16 protein-coding genes are annotated in these 16075 nt (G+C 70.4%); 11 read left to right on the top strand and 5 right to left on the bottom strand.

The features are described 5' to 3' along the window. The first annotated feature begins 14 nt into the window (after positions 1-14). The 8 genes from H1D24_RS25065 (at position 15) to H1D24_RS25100 (ending at position 8423) form a co-directional block, all read left to right on the top strand. Complete coding sequence (locus H1D24_RS25065; protein ID WP_181659929.1) at positions 15-1064, top strand: BMP family lipoprotein; 1050 nt, start codon at positions 15-17, stop codon at positions 1062-1064. Between the two features lie 265 nt (positions 1065-1329). Beyond that, positions 1330-2916: an ABC transporter ATP-binding protein gene (locus H1D24_RS25070; protein WP_181659930.1), complete on the top strand. Its 1587-nt coding sequence runs from the start codon at positions 1330-1332 to the stop codon at positions 2914-2916. Beyond that, on the top strand, positions 2916-4052 hold the full coding sequence (locus H1D24_RS25075) for an ABC transporter permease (RefSeq protein ID WP_181659931.1): 1137 nt from the start codon (positions 2916-2918) through the stop codon (positions 4050-4052). The genes H1D24_RS25070 and H1D24_RS25075 overlap by 1 nt, the downstream gene beginning before the upstream one ends. Beyond that, positions 4049-5314, top strand: a complete 1266-nt coding sequence (locus tag H1D24_RS42590) for an ABC transporter permease (RefSeq protein ID WP_181659932.1) — start codon at positions 4049-4051, stop codon at positions 5312-5314. The genes H1D24_RS25075 and H1D24_RS42590 overlap by 4 nt, the downstream gene beginning before the upstream one ends. After that, entirely contained in the window at positions 5311-5727 is a 417-nt protein-coding gene (locus tag H1D24_RS25085) for a cytidine deaminase (protein ID WP_181659933.1), read from the top strand. The genes H1D24_RS42590 and H1D24_RS25085 overlap by 4 nt, the downstream gene beginning before the upstream one ends. Positions 5728-5998: 271 nt before the next feature. Next, a complete protein-coding gene (locus H1D24_RS25090) occupies positions 5999-7276 on the top strand; it encodes a thymidine phosphorylase (RefSeq protein ID WP_181659934.1) in 1278 nt (425 codons plus the stop codon). A gap of 119 nt (positions 7277-7395) precedes the next feature. Next, positions 7396-7989: a Uma2 family endonuclease gene (locus tag H1D24_RS25095; protein ID WP_181659935.1), complete on the top strand. Its 594-nt coding sequence runs from the start codon at positions 7396-7398 to the stop codon at positions 7987-7989. A 47-nt stretch (positions 7990-8036) separates the two neighbouring features. Continuing rightward, on the top strand, positions 8037-8423 hold the full coding sequence (locus H1D24_RS25100; protein WP_181659936.1) for an STAS domain-containing protein: 387 nt from the start codon (positions 8037-8039) through the stop codon (positions 8421-8423). On the opposite strand, the gene H1D24_RS25105 is transcribed toward H1D24_RS25100, so the two are convergent. Together H1D24_RS25105 and H1D24_RS25110 are read right to left on the bottom strand one after the other, a co-directional pair. Further along, entirely contained in the window at positions 8334-9320 is a 987-nt protein-coding gene (locus tag H1D24_RS25105) for a sigma-70 family RNA polymerase sigma factor (RefSeq protein ID WP_181659937.1), read from the bottom strand. The genes H1D24_RS25100 and H1D24_RS25105 overlap by 90 nt on opposite strands. 232 nt (positions 9321-9552) lie before the next feature. Then, positions 9553-10830, bottom strand: coding sequence for an MFS transporter (locus H1D24_RS25110; RefSeq protein WP_181659938.1), 1278 nt, complete (start codon positions 10828-10830; stop codon positions 9553-9555). Between the two features lie 63 nt (positions 10831-10893). Here H1D24_RS25110 and H1D24_RS25115 point away from each other — a divergent pair, with 63 nt between their 5' ends. Then, complete coding sequence (locus H1D24_RS25115; RefSeq protein ID WP_181659939.1) at positions 10894-11847, top strand: LysR family transcriptional regulator; 954 nt, start codon at positions 10894-10896, stop codon at positions 11845-11847. Between the two features lie 787 nt (positions 11848-12634). On the opposite strand, the gene H1D24_RS25120 is transcribed toward H1D24_RS25115, so the two are convergent. Then, a complete protein-coding gene (locus H1D24_RS25120; RefSeq protein ID WP_181659940.1) occupies positions 12635-13393 on the bottom strand; it encodes an alpha/beta hydrolase in 759 nt (252 codons plus the stop codon). A gap of 113 nt (positions 13394-13506) precedes the next feature. On the opposite strand from H1D24_RS25120, the gene H1D24_RS25125 reads away from it, so the two are divergent. Beyond that, a complete protein-coding gene (locus H1D24_RS25125; protein ID WP_181659941.1) occupies positions 13507-14661 on the top strand; it encodes an adenosine deaminase in 1155 nt (384 codons plus the stop codon). Between the two features lie 120 nt (positions 14662-14781). After that, positions 14782-15102 carry an ATP-binding protein gene (locus H1D24_RS25130; RefSeq protein ID WP_181659942.1) on the top strand — a complete coding sequence of 107 codons (321 nt, stop codon included), beginning with the start codon at positions 14782-14784 and terminating at the stop codon, positions 15100-15102. Positions 15103-15182: 80 nt separating this feature from the next. Here H1D24_RS25130 and H1D24_RS25135 read toward each other — a convergent pair whose 3' ends face one another. Then, positions 15183-15383: a PspC domain-containing protein gene (locus tag H1D24_RS25135; protein WP_181659943.1), complete on the bottom strand. Its 201-nt coding sequence runs from the start codon at positions 15381-15383 to the stop codon at positions 15183-15185. A 51-nt stretch (positions 15384-15434) separates the two neighbouring features. After that, entirely contained in the window at positions 15435-16013 is a 579-nt protein-coding gene (locus H1D24_RS25140; protein ID WP_181659944.1) for a VanZ family protein, read from the bottom strand. Between the last annotated feature and the right edge of the window lie 62 nt (positions 16014-16075).

The following is a 16075-nucleotide window of genomic DNA, read 5'->3' on the forward strand; positions in this document are numbered from 1 at the left end:
CAGGAGCACAACACATGCGCCGGGTTTCCCGCATCGCGGTCGCGGGCGCTGCGACCGCCTCTCTCGCCCTCGCCCTCTCCGCCTGTGGCGGCACCTCGACCTCCGTCGGCTCGTCGGAGTCGAAGGGCGACAAGGGCCTTGCCATCGCGTACGACGTCGGCGGCAAGGGCGACCAGTCCTTCAACGACGCGGCGTACGCGGGCCTGGAGAAGGCGAAGAACGAGTTCGGTTACAAGACCGCCGACATGGAGCCCACCGAGGGCGAGACCGACGCCGACAAGGCCCAGCGCCTGGCGTCGCTGGCCAAGCAGGGCTACAACCCGGTGATCGGTGTCGGCTACGCGTACGCGACTGCCGTCAAGGAGGCCGCGGCCAAGTACCCCGACACCACCTTCGGCATCGTGGACGACTCCACGATCGAGGCGGACAACGTCGCGGACCTGGTCTTCTCCGAGGAGGAGGCCTCGTACCTCGCCGGTGTCGCCGCCGCTAAGTCCACCAAGTCGGAGGTCATCGGCTTCGTGGGCGGTGTGGACATCCCGCTCATCCACAAGTTCGAGGCGGGCTTCAAGCAGGGCGTCGAGGACACGAACCCGAAGGTCAAGGTGCTGTCGCAGTACCTGACGCAGACCGCCGAGGAGGGTGGCTTCTCCAGCCCGGACAAGGGCAGGACGGCCGCCGAGGGCCAGATCGAGAAGAAGGCCGACGTCGTCTACCAGGCGGCCGGTCTCTCCGGCCAGGGCGTGATCGAGGCCGCCGCGGCGAACAAGGTGTGGGCGATCGGCGTCGACTCCGACCAGTACGCGCAGGAAGCCCTCAGCAAGTACAAGAAGTACATCCTCACCTCCGCGACGAAGGACGTCGCGAAGGCGGTGTACAACCTTGCGAAGTCGGTCGAGGACGGCAAGCCCGAGACCGGTATCGTCAGGGGCGATCTGAAGTCCGGTGAGGTCGGCCTCGCGGACTCCAACCCGGAGTTCAAGGGCGACACGGAGCTCCAGGAGGCCATCGAGACGGCCAAGGAGAAGATCATCAGCGGTGAGATCAAGGTCAAGACCAGCTGACACGGTCAACGACCGGCTGACACGGTCACCGACCGGTTGACAGGTCACCGGCCGGCTGACACAGCAAGACGACGAGCAGCCAGTAACCGCGGGGTTACGTCCGCTCAACGGGGTGCGGGGAGTCTGACTCCCTGTACCCCGTTGTCGCGGAGCATCGCCCCTTCCGATGCCGTAGGGGCGCTACACGCGTAGACGACCCCCTTCTACAGGAGAGTGCGCCATCAACGCGTCCAGCAGCCCTCCGGCAGACGCGGCGGGCGGTCAGGTGACCGCCGTCGAACTCGCCGGGATCACGAAGCGATTCCCCGGCGTCGTGGCCAACCATGACATCCACCTCACCGTCCGCAAGGGCACCGTCCACGCCCTCGTCGGCGAGAACGGCGCCGGCAAGTCGACGCTGATGAAGATCCTCTACGGCATGCAGAAGCCGGACGAGGGCACCATCGCGATCGACGGCGAGCAGGTCGCCTTCTCGTCGCCGGCCGACGCCATCGCCCGCGGCATCGGCATGGTCCACCAGCACTTCATGCTCGCCGACAACCTCACCGTCCTGGAGAACGTGGTCCTGGGCAGCGAGAAGCTGTACGGCATCGGCTCCAGGGCGCGCCGGAAGATATCGGAGATATCCGAGCGGTACGGCCTCGGCGTACGCCCCGACGTCCTCGTCGAGAACCTCGGCGTCGCCGACCGGCAGCGCGTGGAGATCCTCAAGGTCCTCTACCGCGGCGCCCGCACCCTGATCCTCGACGAGCCCACCGCGGTCCTCGTGCCGCAGGAGGTCGACGCGCTCTTCGCCAATCTGCGCGAGCTCAAGTCCGAGGGCCTGTCGGTCATCTTCATCTCCCACAAGCTGGGCGAGGTGCTCTCGGTCGCCGACGAGATCACGGTCATCCGCCGCGGTACGACCGTCGGCACCGCCGTCCCCTCCGAGACCACCCCGCGCCAGCTCGCCGAACTCATGGTCGGCAGCGAGCTGCCCACGCCCGAGACCAGCGAGTCCACGGTCACCGACCGCCCGGTCGTGACCGTCAAGGACCTGCGCCTGGTCGCCGACGGCGGCAAGGCGCTGCTCGACGACATCAGCTTCACCATCCACGCGGGCGAGGTTCTGGGCCTCGCGGGTGTCGAGGGCAACGGCCAGACCGAGCTGATCGAGGCGCTCATCGGCCTCCAGCACGCCGACTCCGGCACCATCACGCTGGCCGAGGACGAGATCACCGCCTGGCCGACGCGTAAGCGCCGCGAGCAGGGCGTCGGCTACATCCCCGAGGACCGCCACCGCCATGGCCTGCTCCTCGAGGCGCCCCTCTGGGAGAACCGCATCCTCGGCCACGTCACCGAGCGGCCCAACGCGCGCGGCATCTGGCTGGACCCGAAGGCCGCGCAGGCCGACACCCGCCGGATCGTCGAGGAGTACGACGTCCGCACCCCCGGCATCGATGTCACCGCCGCCTCGCTGTCCGGCGGAAACCAGCAGAAGCTGATCGTCGGCCGCGAGATGAGCCACAAGCCGCGCTTCCTCATCGCCGCCCACCCCACCCGCGGCGTGGACGTCGGCGCGCAGGCCCAGATCTGGGACCAGATACGGGAGGCCCGCCGCGAAGGCCTCGCCGTACTGCTGATCTCCGCGGACCTGGACGAGCTGATCGGCCTCTCCGACATCCTCCGGGTGATCTACAACGGGGCGCTGGTCGCCGACGCCGACCCCGCCACCATCACCCCGGAGGAGCTCGGCTCGGCCATGACCGGCGCCGCCTCCGGCCACCTCGAGCACGAAGAGCTCGCGGAGCAGGTGGAGCTCGCAGAGCACGCAGAGACCCCGGCAGACGCCCCGGAAGACGAGGCCCGCTGATGAAGAAGTTCGACAAGGAGCGGGTGCTCCTCGCCGTGGCCGGACCGGTCATCGCGCTCGTCGTGGCCGTGGCCCTGACCTCGGTCGTGCTGGTCGCGTCGGGCAAGAACCCGGTCGAGCCGTACCAGCTGATGTTCGAGCAGGCCACGTACTCCGACATCCAGGTCCTGATCATCAACCAGGCCGGGATGTACTACCTGGCGGCGCTTGCGGTGGCCATCGGCTTCCGGATGAACCTGTTCAACATCGGCGTGGACGGCCAGTACCAGCTCGCCGCCATGGCCGCCGCGATCGTCGGCACCCATATCGCGCTGCCGGCCGTCCTGCAGATCCCGCTGCTGGTGCTGACCGCGGTCCTGACAGGCGCGTTCTGGTCGGGCATCGCGGGTGTCCTGAAGGTCACCCGCGGCGTCAGCGAGGTCGTCGCGACGATCATGCTCAACGCGATCTCGACCTCCGTCATCGCCTACCTGTGGCTGCCCAGCGTCTTCGGCGTCAAGATCGGCAACAACAACACCACCGGCGAGATGGCGAAGTCCGGCTGGGTGCCCGGCATCGACATGGGCCCTGCCGGTGAGATCTACGGCTTCACGATCGTCGCCGTCCTCCTCGGCATCGGCTACTGGGTCGTCCTCAACCGCACCCGCTTCGGCTTCGATCTGCGCGCCTCGGGCGCGTCGGAGACCGCCGCCGCGGCCAGCGGTGTCGACCCCAAGCGCATGGTGCTCACCGCCATGCTGGTCTCCGGCGGCATGGCGGGCCTCGCGGGCCTGCCGATCCTGCTCGGCGCCTCGCACACCTACAGCGCGACCTTCCCCACCACCCTCGGCTTCACGGGCATCACCATCGCCCTTCTCGGCCGCAACAACCCGGTCGGTATCGCCTTCGCCGCCCTCCTGATCGCCTGGCTCGACAAGGCGTCGCCGGAACTGGAGTTCGCTCCCGTTCCCTACGACAAGGAGATCGCGGTCATCATGCAGGGCCTGATCGTGCTCGCGGTCGTCGTCTCGTACGAGGCCGTACGCACGTGGGGCCTGCGCCGCCAGCAGCGCCGCGTCGGCGCGGAGCTCGCCGCCGGCCACGTCCTCGGCGCCTCCGCCGACCACAACACCGAGAAGGAGGTGGCTGGCCGATGACCACGGCAACCGCTGTCAACCAGCCCTCGCTGGGGTCCGCCGCACCGGCCGGCCGCAGACTGTCTCTCCCCGTCCTGCTGCTGATCATCGCGGGCGCCCTCGCGCTGACCTCGCTCGTCCGCATCATCACCGGCGCGAACGGCATCACGAACGTCAGCCAGATGTCCACGGCGCTCCAGCTGGCCGTACCGATCGGCCTGGCCGGTCTCGGCGGCCTGTGGGCCGAGCGCGCGGGCGTCGTCAACATCGGCCTCGAAGGCATGATGATCCTCGGCACCTGGTTCGGTGCCTGGGCCGGCTACCAGTGGGGCCCGTGGACCGGCGTCCTGGTCGGCATCATCGGCGGCGCGCTCGGCGGCCTGCTCCACGCGATCGTCACCATCACCTTCAACGTCAACCACATCGTCTCCGGTGTGGCCATCAACATCCTCGCGCTCGGCGCCACCCGCTATCTCGCCCCGCTCGCTTTCGAGGGCGTCCAGGGCGGCTCCTCCAAGCAGTCCCCGCCGGTGCAGTCCCTCGGCGACTTCACGGTGCCAGGACTCTCCGACGCGCTTCAGGAACTCAACGCCAAGGGCTGGTTCTTCGTCTCGGACATCGCGGGGCTCCTCGGTGGCCTGGTCACCAACGTCTCCTGGCTGACCCTGCTCGCCGTCGCGCTGATCCCCGCCACCTGGTGGATCCTGTGGCGCACCGCCTTCGGTCTGCGCCTGCGGTCCTGCGGCGAGAACCCGGTCGCGGCCGAGTCGCTCGGCGTCAACGTGTACAAGTACAAGTACCTGGCCGTGATCATCTCCGGCGGCCTGGCAGGCCTCGGCGGCGTCTTCCTCTCCATCGTCGCCAACCCCTTCTACCTGGAGGGCCAGACCAGCGGCCGCGGCTACATCGGCCTCGCCGCGATGATCTTCGGCAACTGGATGCCCGGCGGACTCGCCCTCGGCGCCGGCCTCTTCGGCTACACCGACAGCCTCAATCTGCGCGGCGGCTCCGAGAACGTCCACGCGCTGCTGCTGCTCGGCGCCATCCTGCTGGTGGTCGGTTGGCTGTGGCTGACGCTGCGGAAGAAGTACGTCCCGGCCATGATCACCCTCGTCGTCGGTGCCATGGTGTTCACTTGGTACTCCGTCACCAACGAGGTGCCCAACCAGGTCGTCTCCGCCACGCCGTACGTCATCACGCTGCTCGTGCTCGCCCTGTCGGCGCAACGACTGCGGATGCCGAAGGCGGACGGCCTGCCGTACCGGAAGGGTCAGGGCAAGTGAGCTCCGTAGGCGGCGCCGCCCGGGACGCCGACGTCGACTGGGAGGCCCTGCGGGAGGCCGCGCGGGACGCCATGTCCCGCGCGTACGCCCCCTACTCGGGCTTCCCTGTCGGCGCCGCGGCCCTGGCCGACGACGGCCGGACCGTGACCGGCTGCAACGTCGAGAACGCTTCGTACGGCCTCGGGCTGTGCGCCGAATGCGGGCTCGTCTCGCAGCTGCAGCTGACCGGGGGCGGACGGCTGACGCACTTCACCTGCGTCGACGGCAAGGGCGACATCCTGATGCCGTGCGGGCGCTGCCGCCAGCTGCTCTTCGAGTTCGGCGGGCCCGAACTGCTCCTTGAGACCCCGCAGGGGGTCCTGCCCCTGTCGGCGGTGCTGCCGCAGGCGTTCGGGCCGGAGCGGCTTACGTAGGGCTGGTTTTTTCTCCCCCACCCCGCCCCTTCCCGTAACCAGGGGCGCTGCCCCTGGACCCCGTTGATCGGCGGCTGCGCCGCCTCGTCCTCAATCGCCGGACGGGCTGAAAATTCAGCCCGTCTGGGGGCACCTCCCAGCGTTAGCTGGGGGAGATTGAGGACCGGGGGTCCAGGGGGCGGAGCCCCCTGGTTACGGGAAGGGGCGGGGTGGGGGAAACCAAACCGCCACCCGCCACCCGCACCACCGGAACAAACCGGAAGGAACCCCCATGGACGCCATCTCCGTCATCCGCACCAAGCGCGACCGAGGCGAACTCACCGACGCCCAGATCGACTGGGTCATCGACGCCTACACCCGCGGCGAGGTCGCCGACGAGCAGATGTCGGCGCTGGCGATGGCCATCCTCCTCAACGGCATGAACCGCCGCGAGATCGCTCGCTGGACCGCCGCCATGATCGCCTCCGGCGAGCGCATGGACTTCTCGAAGCTCACCCGCCCCACGGCGGACAAGCACTCCACGGGCGGAGTAGGCGACAAGATCACGCTGCCTCTTGCGCCCCTGGTTGCCGCCTGCGGCGCGGCCGTCCCGCAGTTGTCCGGCCGCGGCCTCGGCCACACCGGCGGCACGCTCGACAAGCTGGAGTCGATCCCGGGCTGGCGCGCCCTGCTCTCGAACGAGGAGATGCTGAACGTCCTCGACACGACCGGGGCCGTGATCTGCGCGGCGGGCGACGGCCTGGCCCCCGCCGACAAGAAGCTGTACGCCCTGAGGGACGTGACCGGCACGGTCGAGGCGATCCCGCTGATCGCCTCGTCGATCATGTCGAAGAAGATCGCGGAGGGCACCGGCTCGCTGGTCCTCGACGTGAAGGTCGGCACAGGCGCCTTCATGAAGACGATCGAGGACGCCCGCGAACTCGCCTCCACCATGGTCGGGCTCGGCACCGACCACGGCGTCAAGACGGTCGCGCTGCTCACCGACATGTCCACCCCGCTCGGCCTGACCGCGGGCAACGCCCTCGAGGTCCGCGAGTCGGTCGAGGTCCTGGCGGGCGGCGGCCCCGCGGACGTCGTCGAACTCACCCTCGCCCTGGCCCGCGAGATGCTGGACGCGGCCGGGCTGCCGGACGCCGATCCGGCGAAGGCGCTGGAGGACGGCTCCGCCATGGACGTATGGCGCCGCATGATCGCCGCGCAGGGCGGTGACCCGGACGCGCCGCTGCCCACATCCCGCGAGCAGCACATCGTGACGGCCCCGGCCTCCGGCGTACTCACCCGCCTCGACGCATACGGCGTCGGTGTGGCCGCATGGCGCCTCGGCGCGGGCCGCGCCCGCAAGGAGGACCCGGTCCAGGCCGCGGCCGGCATCGAACTCCACGCCAAGCCGGGCGACACCGTCACCGAGGGCCAGCCCCTCCTCACCCTCCACACGGACACCCCGGAGCGGTTCGAGTACGCGCTCCAGTCGCTTGAGGGCACCTACGACATCGAGGCGGCCGACACGGACTTCACGCCGTCCCCGATCGTGCTGGAACGTATTGCCTGACCTGCGCCCGCGGCCAGAGGCCGCTGATGTCACGGCCCTTCCGGGTGAACGGGATCGGTGGACCCGCACCGATCCCGTTCGGCATGCTGGGATCGGTGACGCACCGATTGGAGACCGCCATGAGCGCACTCACCGTCGACCACGCGACGGCCAGCGGCCACGAGTGGGACGACCTCGTCCGGATCTGGGAGCAGACGGACGCGCCCGAGGGCTGCAAGGTGGAGATCATCGAGGGGATCGTCACCGTGGCACCACCGCCGTCCAACGCCCACAACGACATCGCTGACCGGGTGCAGCGGCGTCTGTACCAAGTGATTCCTGAGGACTGGGGCATCTACCAGACGCTGGGCACAGCAGTACCGTCGCGTGACGGCCTCTACATCCCCGACATTGCTGTGGCGCCCAGGGAGGCGCTGCACGCCGATGAGGGCACCTACATCCCCGCAGCCGCGGCCGAGCTCGTCGTAGAGATCACCTCGAAGTCCAACGCGAGCAACGACCGGATCAAGAAGGCCGCAGGCTACGCCCACGCCGGAGTCCCCCTCTACCTGCTCATCGACAGCTGGGCCCCCGGCGGCCCCACCGTCACCCTCTACGGCGAACCCAAGGGCGACGTCTACCGCATCCTGCACGCGGGCAAGTTCGGCGACCAGATCGCACTCCCCGAACCCTTCGATGTCACGCTCGACACCAGCGTGTTCCCTGTCGACTGACCGCACCCGCCGTGAGCCGTCCGGCGCGCGGACCGACGTCGGACGCGATGAGTTCTCCGCTCACGCCCGGTCTACCGACCGTGGACGCTCCGACACCTGCCCCCCTGGTCCTGCCTGGCACCGTCTGCCGCGCCGAGACGGACCGGCTGTGCGCGGACGTACGAGCACAGCTGCTGGCCACCGGCGCGGACGTCGTCGTATGCGACGCCGCGGCGCTGGCCACGCCAGGTCTCGCCGCAGTCGACCTGCTGGCCCGGCTGGAACTCGCCGCGCGCCGGGCAGGCGGCCGGATCCGGATCCGCAACCCGACCCCGCGGCTGCGGGAGCTGCTCCAACTCGCCGGGCTACGGCTCGAGATGGAGCGGCATCCCGAACAGCGGGAACCACCGCGCCGTGTCCAGGAAGCAGTGGAACCCGGTGATCCGCCCCTCTGATATCTCGATGACCTGCACCGCCCAGGGAACGAAGCCCTTCCCGTCAGGGTCCGGCTTGTACTGCGCGAACGCCGGCGTGCCGTTGGCGGCGACCGGCAGCAGCCGGGAGCCCTCGCAGGCCGCGCCCAGCGTGGTCATGAAGCCGGTGATGTCCCCGGACCCGCGCAGCCACAGGTCGAACGGCGGCATCGTCATCACCGCGTCCTCGTGCAGCAGGGCCGTCAGCGCCGCCATGTCGTACCCCTCGAAGGCCGCCACATAGCGGTCCAGGAGCTTGCGCTGCTCCTCGTCCAGCGGGTCGGCGGTCGCCGTGTCCAGCGAGCCGCCGCTCTCGGCCAGGGTCGCTCGCGCCCGCTGCAGCGCGCTGTTGACCGAGGCGACCGAGGTGCCGAGCAGCTCGGCGACCTCACTGGCTTTCCAGGCGAGCACCTCGCGCAGGATCAGCACGGCCCGCTGCTTCGGCGGCAGTTGCTGCAGGGCCGCCATGAACGCGAGACGCACCGACTCCTTGGCCACCGCGGCCTCCGCCGGGTCGCTGACCTGCGGCAGCACGCGCCCGTCCGGCATCGGCTCCAGCCAGGTGTGGTCCGGGCGCGGATTGAGCGCCGCCTGCGCCAGCGGCGCGGCCTCCGTCAGATCCATGGGGCGGGCCCGGCGGTTGCCCGCGTTCAGCATGTCCAGGCATACGTTCGTCGCGATGCGGTACAGCCACGAGCGCAGGGACGAGCGGCCCTCGAACCGGTCGTAGCTCCGCCAGGCGCGCACCATCGTGTCCTGCACCGCGTCCTCGGCCTCGAAGGAGGAACCGAGCATCCGGTAGCAGTACCCCGTCAACTCGACCCGGTACTGCTCCAGCCGGGCGTCCAGATCCGTCGTCGTCGCTGTGCTGTCACTCATTGGAACCCACCCCTGTGGCTTCTCCGTCGCCCTGTGCGGCGCCAGCATTCCGGAAGCTACAGGAGCCCACTGACAATCGGCCCAGACCCGCCGTTTCCGCGTACGAATGAGGGCCGGGCCGCGATACTGGCACCTCCCACGGCACCTCCTATGCCCCGATCCTCACGCCGCACCCCGCGCACCGCTAGTCGGCGGTACGCGGGGTGCGCGTCGGTACGAGACGCCGGCGACCTCAGGGCCGCGCAGGCGCCGCGATCAGCCGGGCGTGCCGCGCGGCCAGCGTTCCGGCGACCGTGATCGTCACGACACCGCCCACCGCGAGCAGTCCGAGCGCCACCGTCCCGAACCAGCCGCCGGCGTGGAACGCGACCGCGCCCAGCGTGCTGCCCGCGCTGGAGCCCACGTAGTACGCGGACTGGTAGAGCGCCGAGGCCTGCGCCCGGCCGTGGGTCGCCGTGTGGCTCACCGCCGAGGACGCGACCGCGTGGCCCGCGAAGAAGCCGGCGGTGATCAGGACCAGGCCCAGCAGGACCAGCGGCAGCGCGTCGGCGAGCGACAGCAGCAGACCCGCGGCCGTGGTGCCGCCCGCCAGGTACAGCGCCCCGCGCCGCCCCAGCCGGGCCACCAGCTCTCCGGCCGCGGACGCCGAGACCGTACCCACCAGATACACCAGGAAGATCGAGCCGATGATGCCCTGCGGAAGCGAGAAGGGCGCGGCCGTCAGCCGGTAGCCGATCACCGTGTAGACCCCGCCGAACACCGTCATGAACAGCGCGCCGATCGCGTACAGGCGGCACAGCAGCGGATTCGCCAGGTGGCCGCGGACCGTGCGCGCCAGGGCCTTCGGGTTCAGCGTGCCCGCCTTGAAGTGGCGCTGCGTCGGCAGCAGCGCCCGGAACAGCACCGCGCACACCACGGCGATCACGCCGATCGCACCGAGCGCGACACGCCAGCCCCACTCCTGCGCGACCCAGCCGGTGATGACCCGGCCGCTCATACCGCCGATGCTGTTGCCCGCGACGAACAGACCGACGGCGGCCACCAGCGCCTTGGGCCGCACCTCCTCCGCCAGGTACGCCATCGCGGACGCCGGAAGCCCGGCGAGCGCGGCGCCCTGAACGGCGCGCAGCGCGATCAGCGCGCCCATCGAGGGCGCGAAGGGCACCAGCAGCGCGACCGTCACCGCGACCGCGAGCGACGCCGTCATCAGCGTCCGCCGCCCGAAACGCTCCGACAGCGCGGACATCGGCAGGACGCACAGCGCCAGCGCGCCCGTCGCCGCCGACACCGTCCAGCTCGCCGTGCTCGCGCTCACGCCGAAGTCGTCGGAAATGAGCGGCAGCAGGGCCTGCGTGGAGTACAGCAGTGCGAACGTCGCGACGCCGGCCAGGAACAGGGCGAGGCTCATCCGGCGGTAGCCGGGACCGCCCGGGGTCATCCGGGAATCGGGAGCAGTAACGGCAGGGCGGGCGTCCACGATGGTGGACGCCTTGGTACTGGCAGGAGGCATGCCCCGAACGTACGACCACCTGCATTCATGCGTCCAATGCATGGAATCGCCATAATCGATCCCATGGAGCATGAGCAGAGGTCACAGGCACGACTGTCACCGTCCGGTGACACGCAAGACATTGCGGCGATACTCGCGCCGCGCCTCGCCTATTTCGCCGGCGTCGCCCGTACCGAGCACGTCACGCGGGCCGCGCAGGAGATGCAGGTGCCGCAGTCGACCCTGTCCCGGGCCCTCGTACGCCTCGAACGGGACCTGGGCGTCGACCTGTTCGCCCGCCACGGCCGCACCGTGTCGCTGACCCCCGCGGGCCGCACCTTCCTCACCTCGGTCGAGCGGGCGCTCGCCGAGGTCGAGCGAGCCGCCGAGGAGGTACGGGCGGACGTCGACCCGGCGTCCGGCAAGGTCGCCTTCGGCTTCCTGCACACCATGGGCTTCGAAACCGTGCCCGGGCTTATCCGCGCCTTCCGTGTCGACCACCCGCGCGTGCGCTTCAGCCTCGTCCAGAACTACGGCGAGGCCATGATCGAACGTTTGCGGGCGGGGGAGTTGGACCTCTGTCTGACCTCGCCGGTCCCCGATGCCCCCGACCTGGTCGCGCGCCGTCTCGACGAACAGCGGCTGCGGCTGGTCGTGCCCGACGACCACCGCCTCGCCTCGCGCAGGCGAGTCCGGCTCGCCGAGGCGGCCGAGGAGGCCTTCGTGACCCTGGAGCCGGGGTACGGGCTCCGCCGCATCACTGACGACCTGTGCCGGCAGGCCGGCTTCCGTCCGCGCATCGCCTTCGAGGGCGAGGAGGCCGAGACACTCCGCGGCCTCGTCGCCGCCGGCCTCGGCGTGGCGCTGCTGCCGCCGCCGGCGGTGCCGCGCCCGGGGGTTGCCGAACTCACGGTCACCGCGCCTCGCGCGGCGCGCGAGATCGGCGTGGCCTGGCGCGCGGGGATCCCCGACACCCCGCCGGTGGCGGCCTTCAAACGCTTCCTGCTGTCGCGCCGGGGCCACCTTCTGCCGGACTGAGTTCCCCGTACGGGGGCGGCCGTACGGGGGCGGGACCACGGTTGACGGCACCCGCGTCGTGGGGTGCGCCCACCCCGCCGGGGGCAGGGGCCATAGGCGGCGCCCCCGCCGTCGTGGGTGTGCCCACCCTCTCCCATTGCCTCAAGGGCATGGGAGGTGCCCCCAGCCCTGCGGAACGATTGCCCACAACAGGAGCGGCGCGGCTGTCCACCCGCCGCAGCGCAACGGCGGAACCGGCCACCGGCCGGTAGCCGCGAACGCGCCGAAGGGGACGTGCCGGGATGTGCGCCCGCTGGGGGTACCTCCCAGGCCCTTAGAGGTGCTCACAAAATGGGCGCCCGGCTCGAGGCGCCTGGCACGCACGCTCGCCGCGTTGCCGAAACACCCTAGTAGCTCCTCCCCCATTGCCTTAAGGGCATGGGAGGTGCCCCCAACGAGGGTCTTCCGGCGCCTTGCGATCGCACGCACCAGGCGCCTCGAGCTGATCGGACTCCCATTTTGTGAGCACCTCTTAAGGCACTGGGGGAGGCTGGCGCGACGTCCGGCCTCCCTCAACGACAACGGTTCGGCGCCAGACCTGGGGGCACCTCCCAGGCCCTTAAGGCACTGGGGGAGTACATCCCGGCGCGGCCCCGACCCGCCCACCGGCAGGTGGCGACCACCCACGGGCGGGAGTCGCGTACATGCCCGAGCCACCCACCGGCAGGTGGCGAACCGGAGCGGACCCGCAGACGCGTACACCCCGACCCACCCACCGGCAGGTGGCGAACCGCCACCGCCGGAGGCGCTAGCGCCGCCCCACCCCTCCGAACCCCGCCGCCAACGGCATCCGCAACCCCAGTGGCGGCGGAGCCGCCAGTGCGTCCGCGACCGGGCGTGCGAAGTCGCGTCCGAAGAGGGTGCCGAGCACGAAGTCCGAAGCGAGAGCGAGCACTTCGTCCCAGTACTGATGCAGCCCGTGCCCGTCGGAGTGCACCTCGAACCGGCAGATGTCGCGGTTGCTCTTCTTCACCCGCGCCGCCAGCCGGAACGACAACTCGGGATCCGTACGCTCGTCGTTGGTGCCGTGCACGATCATCACCCGCCGCCCCGCCAGCTGCTTCACCGGTTCGGGAGCCGCGGCGACGTCGTCCTCGGGCAGCCAGGGCGCGATCGCCAGCACGGAGTCGACGGCCGGGTGCCCGCCCGCGTGCAGGGCGGCGCGGCCGCCCATGTCCACGCCGACGAGGCAGACCGGTACGTCGCCGTAGCGCCGTACGACCTCGTCCGCCGCCCATGAGGTGTCGCGCGCGAGATGCGCCTCGCTGCCGTTCCAGCCGCGGTACCGGTAGTGCACCACGTGCGCCGCCAGCCCGTGTTGACGCCCGTCGCGCGCGAGACGCCGCCCCAAGGCGCGCGCCGACGACGCGGCGAGCGGGGACGGACGGCGCGTGGAGACCTCGTCACCCCCGGGCAGCAGCAACACCACACCGCCCACGGCGGACGGCTCCGGGCCGATCGCCCTTCCCAGCCGTGGCGTCTGAGCCGACGTCGCTTGCTGTGCCATGACAAAACAGTCTCAGAAGCACTGGTGTACTCCATCTGTCCGCAGGGTCACCGTTACGTATCGACGAACCTCGGCCACGAGAGTTCTACGCGCGTAGGCGTTAGAGTGCGGAAATGACGAGCCAGACCCGCGAAACGCCGACCCCGGACCAGATCCGCCGGGCGCCGAAGGCGCTGCTCCACGACCACCTCGACGGGGGCCTGCGCCCCGGCACCATCGTCGACCTCGCCCGCGCCCAGGGCTACGACAAACTCCCCGAGACCGACCCCGACAAGCTCGGCATCTGGTTCCGCGAGGCGGCCGACTCCGGCTCGCTGGAGCGCTATCTGGAGACCTTCGCCCACACCTGCGCCGTCATGCAGACCAAGGAGGCCCTCAAGCGCGTCGCCGCCGAGTGCGCCGAGGACCTGGCCGAGGACGGCGTCGTCTACGCCGAGGTCCGGTACGCCCCCGAGCAGCACCTGGAAAAGGGCCTCACCCTCGAAGAGGTCGTCGAGGCGGTCAACGAGGGCTTCCGCGAGGGCGAGCGCATCGCCCGCGAGAACGGCCACCGCATCCGCGTCGGCGCCCTCCTCACCGCGATGCGGCACGCCGCCCGCGCCCTGGAGATCGCCGAACTCGCCAACCGCTACCGGGACGAGGGCGTCGTCGGCTTCGACATCGCGGGCGCCGAGGCCGGCTACCCGCCCACCCGGCACCTCGACGCCTTCGAGTACCTCAAGCGCGAGAACAACCACTTCACGATCCACGCCGGCGAGGCCTTCGGCCTGCCCTCGATCTGGCAGGCCCTGCAGTGGTGCGGCGCCGACCGGCTCGGCCACGGCGTGCGCATCATCGACGACATCAAGGTCGCCGAGGACGGCTCGGTGCACCTCGGCCGGCTGGCCGCGTACGTCCGGGACAAGCGCATCCCGCTGGAGATGTGCCCCACCTCCAACCTCCAGACGGGCGCCGCGTCCTCGTACGCCGAGCACCCCATCGGCCTGCTGCGCCGTCTGCACTTCCGCGCGACCGTCAACACGGACAACCGCCTCATGAGCGGCACCAGCATGAGCCGCGAATTCGAGCTCTTGATCGAGGCATTCGGCTACACGCTCGACGACATGCAGTGGTTCACCGTCAATGCGATGAAATCAGCATTCATTCCTTTCGACGAACGACTGGCGATGATCAATGACGTGATCAAGCCCGGATATGCCGAGCTGAAGTCCGAATGGCTGTTCAAGCAGACGGTCTCGACCAGCACTTCTGTGAAAAAGAAGCCCTGATCCTCGAGGCGCCGGGGCGCTGGACGTGACGAATTCCCGGGAAAACCCGCTGTTTGCGGGCGGCACGACACGGTCGTTACGTTTCTGAAACCCAAATGCCCCCGTCACGAGGACGTGAAGATGATGCAGTCTGCCGCCAAGACCCTCGGCGTCGCCGCGCTCGGTGCCGCCTTCGCTGCCGCGGGCGCCGGTGCGGCCAACGCCGCCCCCGGGGTCGCCCCGGACCTGAGCGAGGCTGCGAAGACGCTGCCCGCCAAGGTCGCCACCGACTCCCTCGGCGAGGCACAGGACACGGTCGGGAACGCCGCCGGTCAGGTGGCGGCGTCCACGCTGCCCGCCCCGATCGAGGAGGCCCCTCCGGTGGCCGGCCTCCTCGGCGGCCTGCCGACGACGGGCCTTCCGACGCAGGCCCTGCCGCTGGGCTCCCTGGGCCTCTCCTGACCCGGACACGACGACGGGGTGCACCGACACACTCGGTGCACCCCGTCGCGCTGTCTCCTACCAGGCCGTCGCGCTGTCTCCTACCAGGCCTCGCGGACGCTCTTCTCGCTCGGGAACAGGATCCACAGCGCGATGTAGAGCAGGAACTGAGGACCGGGCAGCAGGCACGAGACTACGAAGATCACTCGCATCGTGGTCGCGGAGGTGCCGAAGCGCCGTGCCAGCGCTGCGCACACTCCGCCGATCATCCGTCCGTTGGTGGGGCGGGCAAGGCGGGTCATCGTGGGCTCCTTCGCGAACCGTGGAGGCGGTTGCCTCATCTGCCTTCCACGCTACGGACGCGAAGCGGGCAAAGCGTCGCTCTGCGGTGCGATCCCGACCCTGGTAATCGTCGGGGTCCTTCCCTGAGAGGCGTCCTCCCGGCGGGCGGCGCCATCGCGCGTGCGCTCGACCCGACGACGGAGCCGGACCCGCGCGGCGGGCACGACGGCGACATGGGCGAGCGCCACGCCCACGGTGTTCAGCAGCAGCGAGTCGACGTCCACGATCTGGCCCGGTACGCCGGTCTGCAGCAGCTCGATGCCCAGCGAGAGGAGCGCGCCGGCCGCGACCGTACGCGCCAAGGAGCCCAGCGGCGACACGGACAGTTTTCCGGCGGCCATGGGCAGCAGCACGCCCAGCGGGGCGAGCAGTAGTAGGCCCTCGCCGATGCGGCGGGCGGCCTGCGTCGGGCCCAGCGCGAGGTCGGCGCGGATGCCGGCGAACGGGTGCAGATTCGCTGCGCTCACCCAGGGGACCTGCAGGGGTCGCAGCGTGAGCCACCCGACGAGGAGAAGGTGTGCGACGAGGAGGATGCCTCCTGCCGCACGAACACGGAACGCGACGTCGCCGTCGCCCGATCCTTGACGCACGCCCCCAATGACGCCGGGGCTCGCGCCCTGGTTCCCCGCCGTGCCTCAGCTCACTCCATTCG

The sequence above is a fragment of the Streptomyces himalayensis subsp. himalayensis genome, assembly GCF_013778455.1.
GTDB lineage: Bacteria > Actinomycetota > Actinomycetes > Streptomycetales > Streptomycetaceae > Streptomyces > Streptomyces himalayensis.

Coding starts and splice junctions, on each gene's coding strand:
- H1D24_RS25135 (WP_181659943.1), bottom strand. CDS start 15,383: ATGACCCGCCTTGCCCGCCCCACCAACGGACGGATGATCGGCGGAGTG.
- H1D24_RS42590 (WP_181659932.1), top strand. CDS start 4,049: ATGACCACGGCAACCGCTGTCAACCAGCCCTCGCTGGGGTCCGCCGCA.
- H1D24_RS25095 (WP_181659935.1), top strand. CDS start 7,396: ATGAGCGCACTCACCGTCGACCACGCGACGGCCAGCGGCCACGAGTGG.
- H1D24_RS25075 (WP_181659931.1), top strand. CDS start 2,916: ATGAAGAAGTTCGACAAGGAGCGGGTGCTCCTCGCCGTGGCCGGACCG.
- H1D24_RS25100 (WP_181659936.1), top strand. CDS start 8,037: ATGAGTTCTCCGCTCACGCCCGGTCTACCGACCGTGGACGCTCCGACA.
- H1D24_RS25125 (WP_181659941.1), top strand. CDS start 13,507: ATGACGAGCCAGACCCGCGAAACGCCGACCCCGGACCAGATCCGCCGG.
- H1D24_RS25065 (WP_181659929.1), top strand. CDS start 15: ATGCGCCGGGTTTCCCGCATCGCGGTCGCGGGCGCTGCGACCGCCTCT.
- H1D24_RS25115 (WP_181659939.1), top strand. CDS start 10,894: ATGGAGCATGAGCAGAGGTCACAGGCACGACTGTCACCGTCCGGTGAC.
- H1D24_RS25120 (WP_181659940.1), bottom strand. CDS start 13,393: ATGGCACAGCAAGCGACGTCGGCTCAGACGCCACGGCTGGGAAGGGCG.
- H1D24_RS25105 (WP_181659937.1), bottom strand. CDS start 9,320: ATGAGTGACAGCACAGCGACGACGACGGATCTGGACGCCCGGCTGGAG.
- H1D24_RS25090 (WP_181659934.1), top strand. CDS start 5,999: ATGGACGCCATCTCCGTCATCCGCACCAAGCGCGACCGAGGCGAACTC.
- H1D24_RS25110 (WP_181659938.1), bottom strand. CDS start 10,830: ATGCCTCCTGCCAGTACCAAGGCGTCCACCATCGTGGACGCCCGCCCT.
- H1D24_RS25130 (WP_181659942.1), top strand. CDS start 14,782: ATGATGCAGTCTGCCGCCAAGACCCTCGGCGTCGCCGCGCTCGGTGCC.